The following is a 13540-nucleotide window of genomic DNA, read 5'->3' on the forward strand; positions in this document are numbered from 1 at the left end:
GCGCCGCGCGGGCGGCGCTCGATCTCATAGGCGCTGAAGGTCTTCAGGCAGACTATTGCGCCTGTTGGTTGAAGGGCAACAATGATGAACGACAAGGAAGGTTCAACGAAGCGTATGAAAAAAATTGCCAAGTGCCTGGCGCTCACGGTGCCGCTGATGCTCAGTGGTTGCTGGAGCACGCTCATTCACCTCGATGGCGAGCGCTGCGTGTATCCGGGCACACGCTTTGGCTGGAACTTTGCCACCCAGAATGGTGCTGGCGGCTGGGTTGGTCTGATCGACGTGCCCTTCTCTATTGCGCTGGATACGGTGCTACTGCCTTATGACCTGACGGCCTTTCTGCCTGAAGACAGGGGGGGTGATAACCGGGAATGCGACCTGGATGGGTCGTTCAAGGTGATGTAACCACGCTGCGTACGGCACCTATCGCTTGCCCAGCGCCAACCGAGCCGCAAACAGCACGAATACCAGCCCGGTCGCACGGTCCATCCATTGGATGACCTTGTCCCGACGCAACAGCCCCGCCAGCGGACGGGTCGCGCCAATCAGCAGCAGTGCCCACAACAGGCCGAGCACCACGTGGATGCTGACCAGGCCGAAGGTCCAGGCCACCAGGGGCTGGCCTTGAGGGATGAACTGGGGCAGGAACGACACGTAGAAGATCCCGACCTTGGGGTTGAGCAGGTTCCCCATCAGGCCCTTGAGAAACCAGTTGGCGGCGCGCTGGCCATCCTCACCGGCGGGTGCCAGCGATTGCCGCGGGCGCACCAGCATGTTGACGCCAAGCCAGGCCAGGTAGGCGGCCCCGCAGTACTTGAGGATGTTGTAGGCAAACGCTGATACCGCGATCAATGCACCCAGGCCGAAAGCGACGGCTGCGCCCCACAGCAGGCAACCGGCGTTGATGCCCAGGGCTGCGCGCATGCCCTGCTGACGGCCCTCTACCGTGGCCGTCCTGAGAATCAGGGCAGTGTCCAGGCCTGGAGTCAGGGTCAGCAGCGTGGCTGCCAGGGTAAAGGCGATCAGGTTGTCGACGGTGGGCATGCGGGTTCAGGCCTCGGTGGAACTCGGGCGCAGATTAGCATGGCGTTAGCCTATGATGGTGGCTGGCCCCCCGCCCTTTCCAGGAAAGCCCATGCCTTACCCCATCGAACAGAAACTCGTCGTCGGCGTCGCTTCCAGCGCCCTGTTCGACCTGACCGTCTCCGACAACATCTACCAATGCAAAGGCGTCGAAGCGTACCGCCTGCATCAGGAAGAAAACCTCGACGTGCCTTTCCCCAAGGGCGTGGCCTTCCCGTTCATCCGCCGCTTCCTGAGCATCAACAAGGCCTTCCCCGAGCAACTGCCGGTTGAGGTGGTGCTGCTCTCGCGCAACTCGCCGGAGACCGGCCTGCGGGTGTTCCGCTCGATCAACCATTACAACCTGGACATCACCCGCGCAGCGTTCATGTCCGGCCGCTCGCCGTACGAATACATCCCCGCGTTCAACGCCTCGCTGTTCCTCAGTGCCCATGAAGGCGATGTGCAGCGTGCCATCGATGCCGATTACCCGGCCGGCCTGGTGCTGCCGACCAAGATCTACGATGACGAAATCGACACCGAGTTGCGAGTCGCCTTCGACTTCGATGGCGTGATTGCCGATGACGAGGCCGAGAGCGTGTACAAGCAGCGCCTGAACCTGGATGAGTTCCAGGCCCATGAACGCGAGCGTAAGGCGATCCCGCATCAACCCGGCCCCTTGGCGGACCTGTACAGGAAACTGTCCCTGATCCGCCAGCTCGAAGACCGCAAGCTTGCGCTGGACCCTGAGTACAAGCGCATCCTGCGCATCGCCATCGTCACCGCGCGCAATGCACCGGCCCATGAGCGGGTGGTGACGACCTTGAAAAACTGGGGCGTTTCGGCGGATGAATCCTTCTTCCTCGGGGGAATGGAGAAAGAGCGGGTGCTGCAGATTCTCAAGCCGCATATGTTCTTCGATGACCAGCGCAGTCATCTGTACTCGGCGGCGGGGGATCTGCCGATGGTGCATGTGCCGTTCGGCGTGGCGAACAACGGCACACACAAGCGTCCGTTGCCCCAGACCGTCGACGCGACGGCACCGAGCCCGGCAGCGGCGCAAGACTGCAGGACCGTCACGGGGCGAGTGGATCCATAAACGACAAATCAAACGCCGTTCGATAATCGAACTGAATTAGCCACTTACAGATTTAAGCAAATTATTGATTTATATTGGTTTTTGAAAAATAAAACAAAAAACCTGCTCTGGAATTGTTAGGCAGCCAAGCAAGCCTCTTGATGTATGGATCCACAAACGCTTTGATTCGCACCTGACGTGCTGGCACTCGGGCCGGTACCGATAACAAGAACAAAGGTGCTTCAATGTCCGAACCCTACGAAGCCGCCTTGCGGCTGCATACGCCTTCCTGCCTTGCTGCCCCCGCAACCGAGGTGCTGCCATGAGCCAGTGCCTTAAAGAGATGATCAACGAACACCCGATGCGCCCGTTCCAATACCTGGCCATCGGCGTCTGCATCGTGCTCAACATGATCGATGGCTTCGACGTGCTGGTGATGGCATTCACCGCCTCGTCGGTCGCCAGCGAATGGAACCTCAATGGCGCCCAGATCGGCTTGCTGCTGAGCGCGGGGTTGTTCGGCATGGCGGCAGGCTCGCTGTTCATCGCGCCATGGGCAGACCGCTACGGCCGCCGCCCGGTGATCCTGTGCTGCCTGGCACTGTCAGGTGTCGGCATGCTGCTGTCAGCTCATACCCAGACCCCCTTGCAACTGGCCCTGCTGCGCGGGCTGACCGGGCTGGGGATCGGCGGCATACTGGCCAGCAGCAACGTCATTGCCGGCGAGTACGCCAACAAACGCTGGCGCGGGTTGGCGGTGAGCCTGCAGTCAACCGGCTACGCCCTGGGCGCAACGTTCGGCGGGCTGTTGTCGGTGTGGCTGCTGACTCACTACGGCTGGCGTTCGGTGTTCACTGCCGGCGGTTGGGCTACCCTTGCCACGCTACCGGTGGTCATGCTGTGCCTGCCCGAGTCGTTGGACTTTCTGCTGGCCAGACGCCCGGCCAAGGGTGTCGCGAAGCTCGACCGCCTGGCCATCCAGCTCGGCCAGCCTGCCCCTGGGGCCTTCCCTGCCGCCACAGCGGCCCCGCAAGCAGCACAGCGCAGCGCTCTGCTGCAGTTGCTCAGCGCACAGACGCGACGCACCACCTTGCTGCTGTGGGGGTTGTTTTTCCTGGTGATGGCCGGCTTCTACTTTGTCATGAGCTGGACGCCGAAACTGCTGGCGTCCGCCGGGCTGTCCGCGCAGCAGGGCATCAGCGGCGGCGTGCTGCTCAGTGTCGGCGGCATCGTCGGCGCCGCACTGATCGGCCTGCTGGCATCGCGCTGGCGATTGGAGACGGTGCTCTCGCTGTTCATGCTGGTCACGGCCGGGCTACTGGTGCTGTTTGCTTGCACGGCCAGTTCGGTGACATTCGCGCTGGCCTTGGGCCTGCTGATCGGCCTGGCCGCCAATGGTTGCGTTGCAGGGCTATATGCGCTGTCGCCGATGCTCTACGGCGCGTCGGTGCGCGCCACCGGCGTGGGCTGGGGGATCGGCATTGGCCGCATCGGCGCAATCCTCTCGCCCAGCGTTGCCGGGCTGCTGCTTGACGATGGCTGGCAACCCTTGCACCTGTATGGCGTGTTCGCCGTGGTGTTCGTGATCGCGGCCGCGGCGTTGCTGCTGTTCCTCCCACGGCCTGAGGTGCGGCAACCCGGCGCACTGTCCAACGCCTGAACCTTGCGGCCCTGATGCGGCATGCCCCCCGACCTGCACAGCCTTGATTCGTTGCGCTACCATGGCGGCCTCTTTCCTGAGGTCGCCTGCAATGAGCAAACACGGCCAGACCATCCTGGTCGCCCTACGCAAGATGATCGCTTCCGGTGAACTGGCCGGCGGCGAGCGCTTGATGGAGGTCCCTACTGCGCAGCGCTTCGGCGTCTCGCGCATGCCAGTGCGCATGGCATTTCGCACCCTCGAGCAGGAAGGCTTGCTCGTGCGCCACGGTGGCAAGGGCTTTCAAGTCAGGGCCCTGAGCGTCGAGGACATCGCCGGTGCCGTGGAGGTCCGCGGTGTGCTGGAGGGCCTGGCGGCGCGGCAGTGCGCAGAGCGCGGCCTGACACCCGAGGCGCTGACCACGCTCCAGCAATGCCTGGACCAAGGTGATGTGCTGTTCGACAAGGGCTACATCACCGAGCAGGACCTGGAGACCTTCCACGACCTCAACCTGCGCTTTCACCAGGTGATCGTCGAGGGCAGCGGCAACCCGGCCATTGCCGAGGCCCTGGCGCGCAATGACCATCGCCCTTTCGCTTCGGTGTCGGCGCTGGCCTTCGACCGCGACGACATGGCGCGTGAGTACCGCCGCTTCAACTTCGCCCACATGCAGCACCACTCGCTGCTCGATGCCCTGCGCAGCCGCCAGGGTGCGCGCGCCGAAGGCATCATGCGCGAACACGCCAACGCCACGCTGCGCTACGCCGAAGTGTTCGGCGCAGCCAGCGCGGCGGGTGGGGTACAGGTCATTTCCAGGGGCGACTGACCCCTGGCCTACAGGTCCAGCACCAGCTCGGCAGACCTGGCGCGTGAGCAGCAGGGTGTGAACTGGTCGTTGGCCGCCTGCTCGGCTTCGGTCAGGTACAGGTCGCGGTGCTCCGGCACCCCGTCCAGTACCCGTGTCAGGCAGGTGCCGCACACCCCTTGCTCGCAGGAAACGGCAATCGACACCCCGTGGCTTTCCAGCACCTGGACCACCGTCTTGTCCGGCGGAATGTGGAACACCTGCCCAGTGCTGCCGAGCCTGACCGAAAAGGCGCCATCACTGCTGGTGTCGACCGGTGTGGCGGCAAAGTACTCCCGGTGCAGTTGCGCTTGCGCCCATCCCTGGTCGCGAGCAGCGTCCAGCACATGCTGCATGAACCCGGCCGGGCCGCAGACATACAGGTGGTCATCAGCGCTCGGCCGCGCCAGCACCTTGGCCGCATCGAGACGTGACTCGGGGTTTTCGTCGAAGTGCAGGTGCACCCGGCTGGCAAATGGCGCGCCGGCCAGACGCTGGAGAAACGCCGCCCGCTCGCTTGAACGTGCGCAGTAGTGCAGTTCGAACGCATCGCCCTGCAGCCACAGCTGCTCAGCCATGCAGAGTATCGGCGTAATGCCGATACCCCCGGCGAACAGCAGGCTGCGTGCGGCCCCGGGCATCAGCTCGAAGAGGTTGCGGGGCGCACTGATGTGCAGTCGCTGCCCGGCCTGAACCTGCTCGTGCAGGCAGCGAGCCCCCCCTCGCGAAGCGGCGTCATTGAGCACGCCGATCAGGTAGCGGTGGCGTTCCTGGGAAGAGTTGCATAGGGAGTATTGGCGCACCAGCCCGCCGGGCAGGTGTACGTCGATATGCGCCCCGGCGCTGAACGCGGGTAAGGGATTGCCTTGGGCGCAGGTCAATTCGTAGCTGCAGATACCTTCGGCTTCGTGATTTCGGGATTTCACGACAACTTCCATCATGGTGCACCTTCCGTTGACGGCCAACGCGGTGGCCGTGCTCGAGATCGACTGGGAGCGTTATTGGGCGGTGGCGATCAATGGCGCTGTCACCTGCGCCCGTTCCTCGGCGAGCAGGCGCTCCAGGACCTTGCGCGACTGCACGCCACCAGCGTCGATGTTGAGCTTGAGCAGATTGCGCTGCGGGTTGGCCAGCAGGTTCGCCTGCTGCTGCTCGAGCATGTCGAGGTCTTCACTGAAGATCTTCCCCTGCCCTTCGCGGATGCTGGCAGTCAAGGCCTGATCCTGCGGGTTGAAGCTGCGCGCCATACCCCAGAAGTAGTGGATTGAGGTTTCAGTCTCGGGGGTGATGAAGTCGACCACGATGCTCGATGCCTTGTGCTCGGGTGCTGCGTCGTAGCCGCCCTTGCCCGCCAGCGCCACACCCACTTCGATCAGTACATGGCTGGGCGGGGTAAAACGGCAGATCTGCCAGCGGTCGACGGGCTGGTCGTCGGGCAGGTTGTTGCCACGCAAGGCCATGCGCCAGAACGGCGGAGCCATGATGTTCTCCATATGCCGGGCAGTGACGACCTCATCGCCATGGACGGTGGTCACCGGAGGGGCTTCGTCGATCTCCTTCTGGCCGATGCTGGAAGCGTGGACATAGGTTTCGTGGGTCAGGTCCATGAGGTTGTCGATCATCAGGCGATAGTCGCACTGGATGTGGAACAACCCGCCGCCGTAAGCCCACTGCTCGTTCTCGGCCCATTCCAGGTGGCAGATGGTGGCAGGGTCTGCCTTGTCCTGCTCGCCAGGCCACACCCAGATGAAGCCATGCCGCTCGACGGCAGCGTAGGTCTTGTTGCAAGGGAAGCCTCGCACGCGCTGGCCGGGCATTGACACGGTCTTGCCGTCGCTGCCCATCACCAGGCCGTGATAGCCACAGACCAGCTGGCCATCCTCGACATAGCCCAGGGACAGCGGCGCGCCACGGTGCGGGCAGAAGTCCTCGACGGCGTGCACCTGATTTTCCAGGCCACGGTAGAAGACCATTTTTTCCCCACAGATCTGCCGACCCAAGGGCTTGTCGGCGATTTCGTCGGGGGTGCAGGCGACATACCAGGCATTTTTCGGGTACATGGAACTCTCCAAGGATTTTGTTTTTGTGGATCCATTGAATGGCAAAAAACGACTTTAAGTCAATTATTATCGTTTTTTACCCTTGATTATGGATCCACAAAAACAAGTTCTACCCATCAGTCAGGGACTCAAAGCCTGTAGGTGGCGCGCACGGAAACGAACGAAGCTGGCAACACCCACAAGGCCCTGACAGCAATCTTGCGGGGTTGGACAACCATCCGGTGGTGCAGATCGCCCTGGAAGATGCCCAGTCTTACGCCCGCTGGGCCGGCCGCGAGCTGCCCAGCGGGCGCAGCTGGAATACGCCATGCGCGGTGGCCTGACAGATGCCGACTTCAGCTGGGGTGTGTCCGAACTGCCGCTGGGCAAGCTGATGGCCAATACCTGGCAGGGCCAGTTCCCCTACCACAATACGGCGGCCGATGGTTTTGCCGGTACCGCACCGGTAGGCTGCTTCCCCGCCAATGGCTTCGGCCTGTTTGATGCTGGAGGCAATGTCTGGGAGCTGACCCACACCGGCTACACGCCAGGCCACGATGCCCTGCGCGACGCCGCACTTGACCCGCCGGGGCCGTCCTTGCGTGAAAGCATGGACCCCGCCGACCCCGGCGTGCCGGTGGTCGTGATCAAAGGCGGCTCGCACCTGTGCTCGGCGGACCGGTGCATGCGCTACCGGCCCTCGGCACGCCAACCGCAACCGGTATTCATGGCGACTTCGCACGTGGGGTTCAGAACGACTCGACAATAAGGGGTAACGGTCGAACACCGCTCACAGCGCAGAAGCCTGATGACCGGTTCGCCGAAAAGGCATGAGCATTTGTTGGCCGGTGCGCGCGTGGATACAATCGCCGGTTTGCTTGCGACAGGAAGTCCCCATGCAACGAATCGTCATCCTCGGTAACGGTGGCAGCGGCAAGTCCACCCTCGCCCGCTTGCTCGGCGAGCGCCTTGACCTGCCCGTCGTCCACCTGGACAAACTGTTCTGGGAGCCCGGCTGGGCCGAGCCGGACGCCCAGCAGTTCCGCGAACGAGTGCGCGAGGCAGTCGCCGGCGATGCCTGGGTTTGCGAGGGCAACTATGCGCGCCGCACCTTCGACCTGCGCCTGCCGCGCGCCGACCTGGTCATCTGGCTGGACACGCCTCGGCTGACCTGTTTCATGCGGGTACTGCAGCGCCTGCTGCGTAACCAGCCACGCCCTGATCGGGCGGATGGTTGTGAAGAAAGGCTCGACATCGAGTTCCTCACGTTCGTGTGGACGTTCGACCGCGGTTACCGACAAGGCATCGAGGCCGTGCGCCAGCAGGTCGGGCCGCAGGTGCCTGTGCTGCATTTGCGGGGGAAACGGCAAGTCAGGGCATTTGTCGAAGGCTTGCCGCCCGCCAATGGCGACTCGGCATCGATGCTGAAAGGCGTTTGAGCATCGCGAAGGGCATGGGGGCCGGTTTGCGGCCTCAGGGCGACTGCCGAGGCATGCACTTCTCGACCAGCGTATCCCGGTTGGCATTGTTGGGCAGTGTCTTCAAACGGTCGGGCTGGCAGTGCTCATCGGACACTGCATAGTGGGAAGCGTCGTCGCCGCAGGCCGCCAGCAACAAAGCGGTGAGAATCACAAGAAGGGGTTTGCGAATCATCTGCTCACTCACTCCATTGAAGGGCGGAGGCTTGGCATAAGAAAAGATTCTTGCCCAAATAGTAGCGCGTCATAGGGCGAGTTCAATGCCAGACTGGCACTGATTCACCAGACGATGATGCCCACTTGCGAACATGAGGTGTTGCATGAGCCTGATACCCAACCTGAATGGTCGAGCCAATGCCCTGATAGCCGGCGCTAGCCGAGGCATCGGTTTGGCGCTGTGTACGGCATTGTTGGCCCGTGACGAGGTAACCCGGCTCTGGGCCGTCTCACGCAACGCCAAAGGCAATGACGCGCTTGCGCAGCTCGCCAGGCAACACGGCGAGCGCCTGGTGCTGGTGGATTGCGACGCGCGTGACGAACACGCACTCGCAGCCCTGGCAACCGGGCTTGGGCATACCTGCGATCACCTTCACCTGGTCATCAGCACCTTGGGCACGCTTCATCAGGACGGCGCCAAGCCAGAGAAATCCTTGGCGCAGCTGGATCTGGCCGGCCTGCAGGCGAGCTTTGCGAGCAATGCCTTCGCACCGATACTACTGCTCAAGCATCTGCTGCCCTTGTTACGCAAGGAGCCTGCCACCTTTGCAGCGCTGTCAGCCAGGGTGGGTTCTATCGGCGATAACCGCCTGGGAGGTTGGTACAGCTATCGGGCAAGCAAGGCGGCGCTCAACCAGTTGCTGCACACCGCCAGTATCGAGCTCAGGCGCCTGAACCCTGCAGCCACGGTGCTGGCGCTGCACCCTGGGACCACGGACACGCAGCTGTCGCGACCGTTTCAAGGGAATGTGCCAGCAGGCAAGCTGTTTGACCCTGCGTTTGCGGCGCAATGTGTCATCGAGCAGGTGGCGCGGTTGGGGCCTTCGGACAGCGGAGGGTTCTGGGCGTGGGACGGACGAGTGATTGAATGGTAAAACCATCGCCAGTCGTACGCTCACAAAGCGCTACCCCTTGCCCACGCCGACCTCATCCCTGAAATCAGCAAGAAACACCTCAAGCCGCGCATGGCGCTCGGCCGCCAGGCGGGCCCCTTCACCGGTCGTGAAACCTGAGGCGAGTTTCAGCAGCTTGGTTTGGAAGTGCTCGATCGCATACAGCGTATCCCGATACTCCCTGCCCTGCGCAGCGGGGTTCTCGAAGTCGTATAGCGCCGACCCCATTCGCCCAGCCGTGTAAAAACACCGGGCAATGCCCACCGCACCCAAGGCATCCAGCCGATCACTGTCCTGAAGGATCCTGGCTTCAGGTGTGCGCGGCTCGAAGCCCGCCGAGAAGCTGTGGGCCTTGACGGCATGTGCCACCTGCTCGATGCGCTGCGAGGGCCAGCCCAGGTCAGCCAGGATCGACGCGGCCTTGTTCGCAGACAGCGTCGACGCCTGGCCACGCAGTGGCGAGTTCTTTTCTACTGCGACACAGTCGTGCAGCAGCGTCGCCGCGAGCAGCACTTGCAGGTCGCCACCTTCCACCCGCTGTATCCGCTGCGCGTTTACCCACACACGATGGATATGGGACAAGTCGTGGGAGCCATCCTGTTGACCAACCGGCAGGCATTTCAGCAACTGGTCGGCGAGGGTCTGGAACGGGGCAAAGGCTTCGCTATTCATCTGAGGTGTATTCCATTGGCGATCATTGCGCGGGTTTCTAGTCGACCAGCTCGACGTAGCTGGACTCGCCCCCGCCCTCTGCACCGGACAACCAGCCCCAGACAAAGTGCAGCGTTGTACGCCCACTTGAATTCTGGCTCACCTCGCCGCGCGACCAGCCAGCGAGCAGCTCACCCTCCGTGGTGACGCACTGAAAAAGCAGTTCGAAGGTGTCGGTGCCCGTCACTCGGCCTACCTGATTGCCCACACGGATGCGGCCGCCCTGGTAGGTGCTGGTGATGGCCTCACCGTCAACAAAGTAACGGAAAATCGTGCCGTCACCGGACAGCCCTTGGCTGTTGCTGGCAACGGTGAATCGACGGTTGTGCAAGCGTTCGTACATATCAGAAAAGTTATCCATGACCCTCGTGCCTTCACGTGACATTCCATTTCAGACAGCCGAACCTTAGCCGAACAGCGTGGGCACTACCATCTGAACGTCCGTTTTTGACACATTGAACTGTCAGGGAACTGAACCATACTGGCTCACGTGCTGGCATCCACCCTTTCCACCCCTGACGATCGAGACCTGCACATGGCCCGCCTGTTCAACCCGTCGCCAGGCCTGCGTGGCGCCGCGCCCAATCGCTGGGACTGGATCCTCCTGCCGCTGGTGCTGGTATTGCTGGTGCTCGCCGCCTATGGCGCCATGCAGATGAGCCGGCCGTTCGTGGTCGGCGAGGCGCTGCCGATTTCCCTCGATCCGGCCAACCTGCCCTACTACCTGATGCGCACCATCCTGCGGATGTTCATCGCGCTGGGCCTCTCGCTGCTGTTCGCCTTCATCTTCGCCGCGCTGGCAGCCAAGTACCGCGCCGCCGAGAAGGCCATGATCCCGCTGCTGGACGTGCTCCAGTCGGTGCCCATCCTGGGCTTCCAGGCCATCGCCATCGCGCCCTTCATCGCGCTGTTCCCGGGCAACCTGCTGGGTGTGGAGTGCGCGGCGATCTTTGCCATCTTCACCTCCCAGGCATGGAACATGGCGCTGAGCCTGTACCAGTCGTTGCGCACCGTGCCGCCGGAGCTGAACGAGGCCGCGCGGGTATTCCGCCTCTCGCCCTGGCAGCGCTTCTGGCGCCTGGAGCTGCCGTTCGCCATGCCCGGCCTGCTGTGGAACATGATGATGTCGATGTCCGGCGGCTGGTTCTTCCTGGTAGCCGCCGAGGCCATCTCGGTGGCCGGGCAAGACATCAAGCTGCCCGGCATCGGCTCCTACATCGCCGTGGCCATCGACCAGCGCAACCTTGGCGCCATCGTCTGGGCCATCGGCGCGATGCTCACCGGCATCCTGCTCTACGACCAGCTGTTCTTCCGCCCGCTGCTGGCCTGGGCCGACCGCTTCCGCTTCGAAGACACCCAAGGCGATACCGCACAGCGCTCCTGGGTGCTTGACTTTGCCCGCCGTAGCCGTTGGCTGAGCGCCTTCAGCGAGCGGCTGGCCAAGGGCATGCAAAACGCCATGGGCTGGTTCGTCCTGCGCCACGACGGCAGCGTGGCACGGCGCCAGTGGCTGCGCCTGCCGGCCTGGTGGCCACGCGCCTGGGACATTTTCCTGGTGCTGGCCTGCGCCTTTGCCTTCTTGCGCCTGGGGCTGTTCGTGCACCAGGACGTCGGCTGGGGCGAAGCCTTGCACGTGCTCGGCCTGGGCCTGATCACACTGTGCCGGGTGATGCTGCTGATCGGCCTGGCCTCGCTGGTGTGGGTGCCGCTGTCAATCTGGATCGGCTTGCGCCCACGTTACTCGCAGAAGGTCCAGGCGCTGGCGCAGTTCCTTGCCGCCTTCCCGGTCAACCTGCTGTTCCCGCTGGTGGTGTTGCTGCTGGTGCACTTCCAGCTAAGCCCAAACATCTGGTTGAGCCCGCTGATGGTCTTTGGCACCCAGTGGTACATCCTGTTCAACGTGGTCGCGGGCGCGGCGACCATCCCCTACGAACTGCGCCTGGCCGCCGACAACCTCGGCCTGCGCGGCTGGCTGAAATGGAAGCGCGTGTACCTGCCGGCGGTGTTCCCCAGTTTCGTCACCGGCGCCATTACCGCCAGCGGTGGCTCGTGGAACGCCAGCATCGTCGCCGAGTACGTCAGCTGGGGCGACACCTCGCTGGTGGCCGACGGCCTGGGCAGCTACATCAAGCAGATGACCGATGCCGGCGACTTCCACCGCATTGCCTTGGGCATCGGCGTGATGTGCATCTACGTGATGCTACTGAACCGCTTCTTCTGGCGCCGCCTGTACCTGCTCGCCGAAAGCCGTCGTTGAGGACCTGCCATGAAACAACTGTTGATCGAACTCAAGGGCGTGAGCAAGGCTTTCCAGGCCTCCGACGGCACACCGCGCACCATCCTCGAAGGTGTCGACTTCCACCTGCGCGAACGCGAGATCGTCGCCCTGCTCGGCCGCTCTGGGTCGGGCAAGTCGACCCTGCTGCGGATCATCGCCGGCCTGGTCGGCGCCGACCGTGGCACTGTCAAATACCAGGGCCGGCCGATCCACGGGCCGGTGGGTGGTGTGGCCATGGTCTTCCAGACTTTCGCGCTGTTCCCCTGGCTGACCGTGCAGCAGAACGTCGAGCTCGGCCTGGAAGCCCAGGGCGTGCCCCCGGCGGAGCGCCAGCGCCTGGCCGACGCGGCGCTGGAGCTGATTGGCCTGTCCGGCTTCGGCGGCGCCCTGCCGCGCGAACTGTCCGGCGGCATGCGCCAGCGCGTGGGCATCGCCCGCGCCCTGGTGATGAACCCCGAGGTGCTGCTGATGGACGAGGCCTTCTCGGCGCTCGACGTGCTCACCGGCGAAACCCTGCGCGACGACATGCTCGAGCTCTGGGAAGAACGCCGCATCACCACCCGTAGCATGCTGGTGGTGTCGCACAACATCGAGGAGACGGTGATGATGGCCGACCGCATCCTCATCCTTTCCAGCGACCCAGGCCGAGTGCGTTCGGAACTGCACATCGACCTGCCGCGCCCGCGCAATGCCGATTCAGCGGAGGTTCGCGCGCTGGTCGACGAGGTCTACGCACTCATGACCCTGCGCCCCGAAGCCATCGCCGCTGCGGGCGCGCCGCCAGCCGTGGAGCTTGGCTACCGGCTGCCCGACGCCGACATCGCGCGGATGGAGAGCGTGCTTGAGCTGATCGCCGGCGAACCGTTCAACGGTGAGGCCGACCTGCCGCACCTGGCCGAAGAAACCGAGCTGCCCGACGAGGTGCTGTTCCCGATCTACGAAGCCCTGGGCCTGCTCGGCTTCGCCCAGGTGGTCGAGGGCGACATCCGCCTCACGCGCCACGGCCGCAACTACGTGACCGCCCGCCAGGCGCGGCGCCAGGACCTGTTCGCACGCCAGTGCAAAGGCCGCGTGTCACTGATCGGCTATATCCTCGACAGCCTGCACCTGGAGCCTGCCGGCCTGCTGGAAAAAACCGTGCTCGAGCGCCTGACGGAGTACATGGACGCCGACGAAGCCGAGCGCGTACTCAAGGTGGCCATCGAGTGGGGGCGCTATGCCGAACTGTTCGAGTACGACTTCCACACTCGCCGCCTGACCCTGGCGCGGGAAATCATGGATGAGCATTGAGCCCGCCTACGC

Annotated in this window: 14 protein-coding genes and 1 pseudogene; 9 read left to right on the forward strand and 6 right to left on the reverse strand. The window is 63.6% G+C overall.

Going from position 1 to position 13540, the window contains the following annotated elements; genetic code table 11:
• Nucleotides 1–84 precede the first annotated feature (84 nt).
• On the forward strand, nucleotides 85–405 hold the full coding sequence (locus APH27_RS21360) for a YceK/YidQ family lipoprotein (RefSeq protein ID WP_256250674.1): 321 nt from the start codon (nucleotides 85–87) through the stop codon (nucleotides 403–405).
• A gap of 18 nt (nucleotides 406–423) precedes the next feature.
• Here APH27_RS21360 and APH27_RS21365 read toward each other — a convergent pair whose 3' ends face one another.
• Complete coding sequence (locus tag APH27_RS21365; RefSeq protein WP_060485845.1) at nucleotides 424–1044, reverse strand: LysE family translocator; 621 nt, start codon at nucleotides 1042–1044, stop codon at nucleotides 424–426.
• Nucleotides 1045–1135: 91 nt separating this feature from the next.
• Here APH27_RS21365 and APH27_RS21370 point away from each other — a divergent pair, with 91 nt between their 5' ends.
• The 3 genes from APH27_RS21370 to APH27_RS21380 all read left to right on the forward strand — a co-directional run bounded on the left by APH27_RS21370 (nucleotide 1136) and on the right by APH27_RS21380 (nucleotide 4605).
• Complete coding sequence (locus tag APH27_RS21370; protein ID WP_060485846.1) at nucleotides 1136–2161, forward strand: 5'-nucleotidase; 1026 nt, start codon at nucleotides 1136–1138, stop codon at nucleotides 2159–2161.
• Between the two features lie 301 nt (nucleotides 2162–2462).
• Nucleotides 2463–3800 (forward strand): MFS transporter, encoded by a 1338-nt coding sequence (locus APH27_RS21375; RefSeq protein WP_060485847.1) that lies wholly within the window; start codon nucleotides 2463–2465, stop codon nucleotides 3798–3800.
• Nucleotides 3801–3891: 91 nt separating this feature from the next.
• Complete coding sequence (locus APH27_RS21380; protein WP_027920462.1) at nucleotides 3892–4605, forward strand: GntR family transcriptional regulator; 714 nt, start codon at nucleotides 3892–3894, stop codon at nucleotides 4603–4605.
• Nucleotides 4606–4613: 8 nt separating this feature from the next.
• Here APH27_RS21380 and APH27_RS21385 read toward each other — a convergent pair whose 3' ends face one another.
• Together APH27_RS21385 and APH27_RS21390 are read right to left on the reverse strand one after the other, a co-directional pair.
• A complete protein-coding gene (locus APH27_RS21385; RefSeq protein WP_060485848.1) occupies nucleotides 4614–5564 on the reverse strand; it encodes a PDR/VanB family oxidoreductase in 951 nt (316 codons plus the stop codon).
• Nucleotides 5565–5621: 57 nt separating this feature from the next.
• The gene (locus tag APH27_RS21390; RefSeq protein WP_027920464.1) at nucleotides 5622–6683 is read right to left on the reverse strand and encodes an aromatic ring-hydroxylating dioxygenase subunit alpha; all 1062 of its coding nucleotides are present in this window, start codon (nucleotides 6681–6683) and stop codon (nucleotides 5622–5624) included.
• A 206-nt stretch (nucleotides 6684–6889) separates the two neighbouring features.
• Here APH27_RS21390 and APH27_RS21395 point away from each other — a divergent pair.
• Nucleotides 6890–7431, forward strand: a pseudogene (locus APH27_RS21395) (SUMF1/EgtB/PvdO family nonheme iron enzyme).
• A 127-nt stretch (nucleotides 7432–7558) separates the two neighbouring features.
• The gene (locus tag APH27_RS21400; protein WP_060485849.1) at nucleotides 7559–8101 is read left to right on the forward strand and encodes an AAA family ATPase; all 543 of its coding nucleotides are present in this window, start codon (nucleotides 7559–7561) and stop codon (nucleotides 8099–8101) included.
• Between the two features lie 34 nt (nucleotides 8102–8135).
• On the opposite strand, the gene trbK is transcribed toward APH27_RS21400, so the two are convergent.
• Nucleotides 8136–8315 (reverse strand): entry exclusion lipoprotein TrbK, encoded by a 180-nt coding sequence (gene trbK / locus APH27_RS21405; RefSeq protein ID WP_060485850.1) that lies wholly within the window; start codon nucleotides 8313–8315, stop codon nucleotides 8136–8138.
• 145 nt (nucleotides 8316–8460) lie between these two features.
• Here trbK and APH27_RS21410 point away from each other — a divergent pair, with 145 nt between their 5' ends.
• On the forward strand, nucleotides 8461–9231 hold the full coding sequence (locus APH27_RS21410) for an SDR family NAD(P)-dependent oxidoreductase (RefSeq protein WP_060485851.1): 771 nt from the start codon (nucleotides 8461–8463) through the stop codon (nucleotides 9229–9231).
• Between the two features lie 30 nt (nucleotides 9232–9261).
• On the opposite strand, the gene APH27_RS21415 is transcribed toward APH27_RS21410, so the two are convergent.
• Both APH27_RS21415 and APH27_RS21420 read right to left on the reverse strand, forming a co-directional pair.
• Nucleotides 9262–9921 (reverse strand): HD domain-containing protein, encoded by a 660-nt coding sequence (locus APH27_RS21415; RefSeq protein ID WP_027920467.1) that lies wholly within the window; start codon nucleotides 9919–9921, stop codon nucleotides 9262–9264.
• A gap of 37 nt (nucleotides 9922–9958) precedes the next feature.
• Nucleotides 9959–10321 (reverse strand): hypothetical protein, encoded by a 363-nt coding sequence (locus APH27_RS21420; RefSeq protein ID WP_060485852.1) that lies wholly within the window; start codon nucleotides 10319–10321, stop codon nucleotides 9959–9961.
• 174 nt (nucleotides 10322–10495) lie between these two features.
• Between APH27_RS21420 and APH27_RS21425 the strand changes: the two genes are divergently transcribed.
• Both APH27_RS21425 and APH27_RS21430 read left to right on the forward strand, forming a co-directional pair.
• Entirely contained in the window at nucleotides 10496–12217 is a 1722-nt protein-coding gene (locus APH27_RS21425) for an ABC transporter permease subunit (RefSeq protein WP_060485853.1), read from the forward strand.
• A gap of 9 nt (nucleotides 12218–12226) precedes the next feature.
• On the forward strand, nucleotides 12227–13528 hold the full coding sequence (locus tag APH27_RS21430; protein ID WP_060485854.1) for a nitrate/sulfonate/bicarbonate ABC transporter ATP-binding protein: 1302 nt from the start codon (nucleotides 12227–12229) through the stop codon (nucleotides 13526–13528).
• Nucleotides 13529–13540 lie beyond the last annotated feature (12 nt).

Source organism: Pseudomonas sp. NBRC 111123 (assembly GCF_001320205.1).
In the GTDB taxonomy this organism is placed as follows: domain Bacteria; phylum Pseudomonadota; class Gammaproteobacteria; order Pseudomonadales; family Pseudomonadaceae; genus Aquipseudomonas; species Aquipseudomonas putida_J.

Bases quoted from the DNA above. Each gene is read 5' to 3' on its own strand.
- APH27_RS21360 (WP_256250674.1), top strand. From the start codon at position 85: ATGAACGACAAGGAAGGTTCAACGAAGCGTATGAAAAAAATTGCCAAG.
- APH27_RS21365 (WP_060485845.1), bottom strand. From the start codon at position 1,044: ATGCCCACCGTCGACAACCTGATCGCCTTTACCCTGGCAGCCACGCTG.
- APH27_RS21370 (WP_060485846.1), top strand. From the start codon at position 1,136: ATGCCTTACCCCATCGAACAGAAACTCGTCGTCGGCGTCGCTTCCAGC.
- APH27_RS21375 (WP_060485847.1), top strand. From the start codon at position 2,463: ATGAGCCAGTGCCTTAAAGAGATGATCAACGAACACCCGATGCGCCCG.
- APH27_RS21380 (WP_027920462.1), top strand. From the start codon at position 3,892: ATGAGCAAACACGGCCAGACCATCCTGGTCGCCCTACGCAAGATGATC.
- APH27_RS21385 (WP_060485848.1), bottom strand. From the start codon at position 5,564: ATGATGGAAGTTGTCGTGAAATCCCGAAATCACGAAGCCGAAGGTATC.
- APH27_RS21390 (WP_027920464.1), bottom strand. From the start codon at position 6,683: ATGTACCCGAAAAATGCCTGGTATGTCGCCTGCACCCCCGACGAAATC.
- APH27_RS21400 (WP_060485849.1), top strand. From the start codon at position 7,559: ATGCAACGAATCGTCATCCTCGGTAACGGTGGCAGCGGCAAGTCCACC.
- trbK (WP_060485850.1), bottom strand. From the start codon at position 8,315: ATGATTCGCAAACCCCTTCTTGTGATTCTCACCGCTTTGTTGCTGGCG.
- APH27_RS21410 (WP_060485851.1), top strand. From the start codon at position 8,461: ATGAGCCTGATACCCAACCTGAATGGTCGAGCCAATGCCCTGATAGCC.
- APH27_RS21415 (WP_027920467.1), bottom strand. From the start codon at position 9,921: ATGAATAGCGAAGCCTTTGCCCCGTTCCAGACCCTCGCCGACCAGTTG.
- APH27_RS21420 (WP_060485852.1), bottom strand. From the start codon at position 10,321: ATGGATAACTTTTCTGATATGTACGAACGCTTGCACAACCGTCGATTC.
- APH27_RS21425 (WP_060485853.1), top strand. From the start codon at position 10,496: ATGGCCCGCCTGTTCAACCCGTCGCCAGGCCTGCGTGGCGCCGCGCCC.
- APH27_RS21430 (WP_060485854.1), top strand. From the start codon at position 12,227: ATGAAACAACTGTTGATCGAACTCAAGGGCGTGAGCAAGGCTTTCCAG.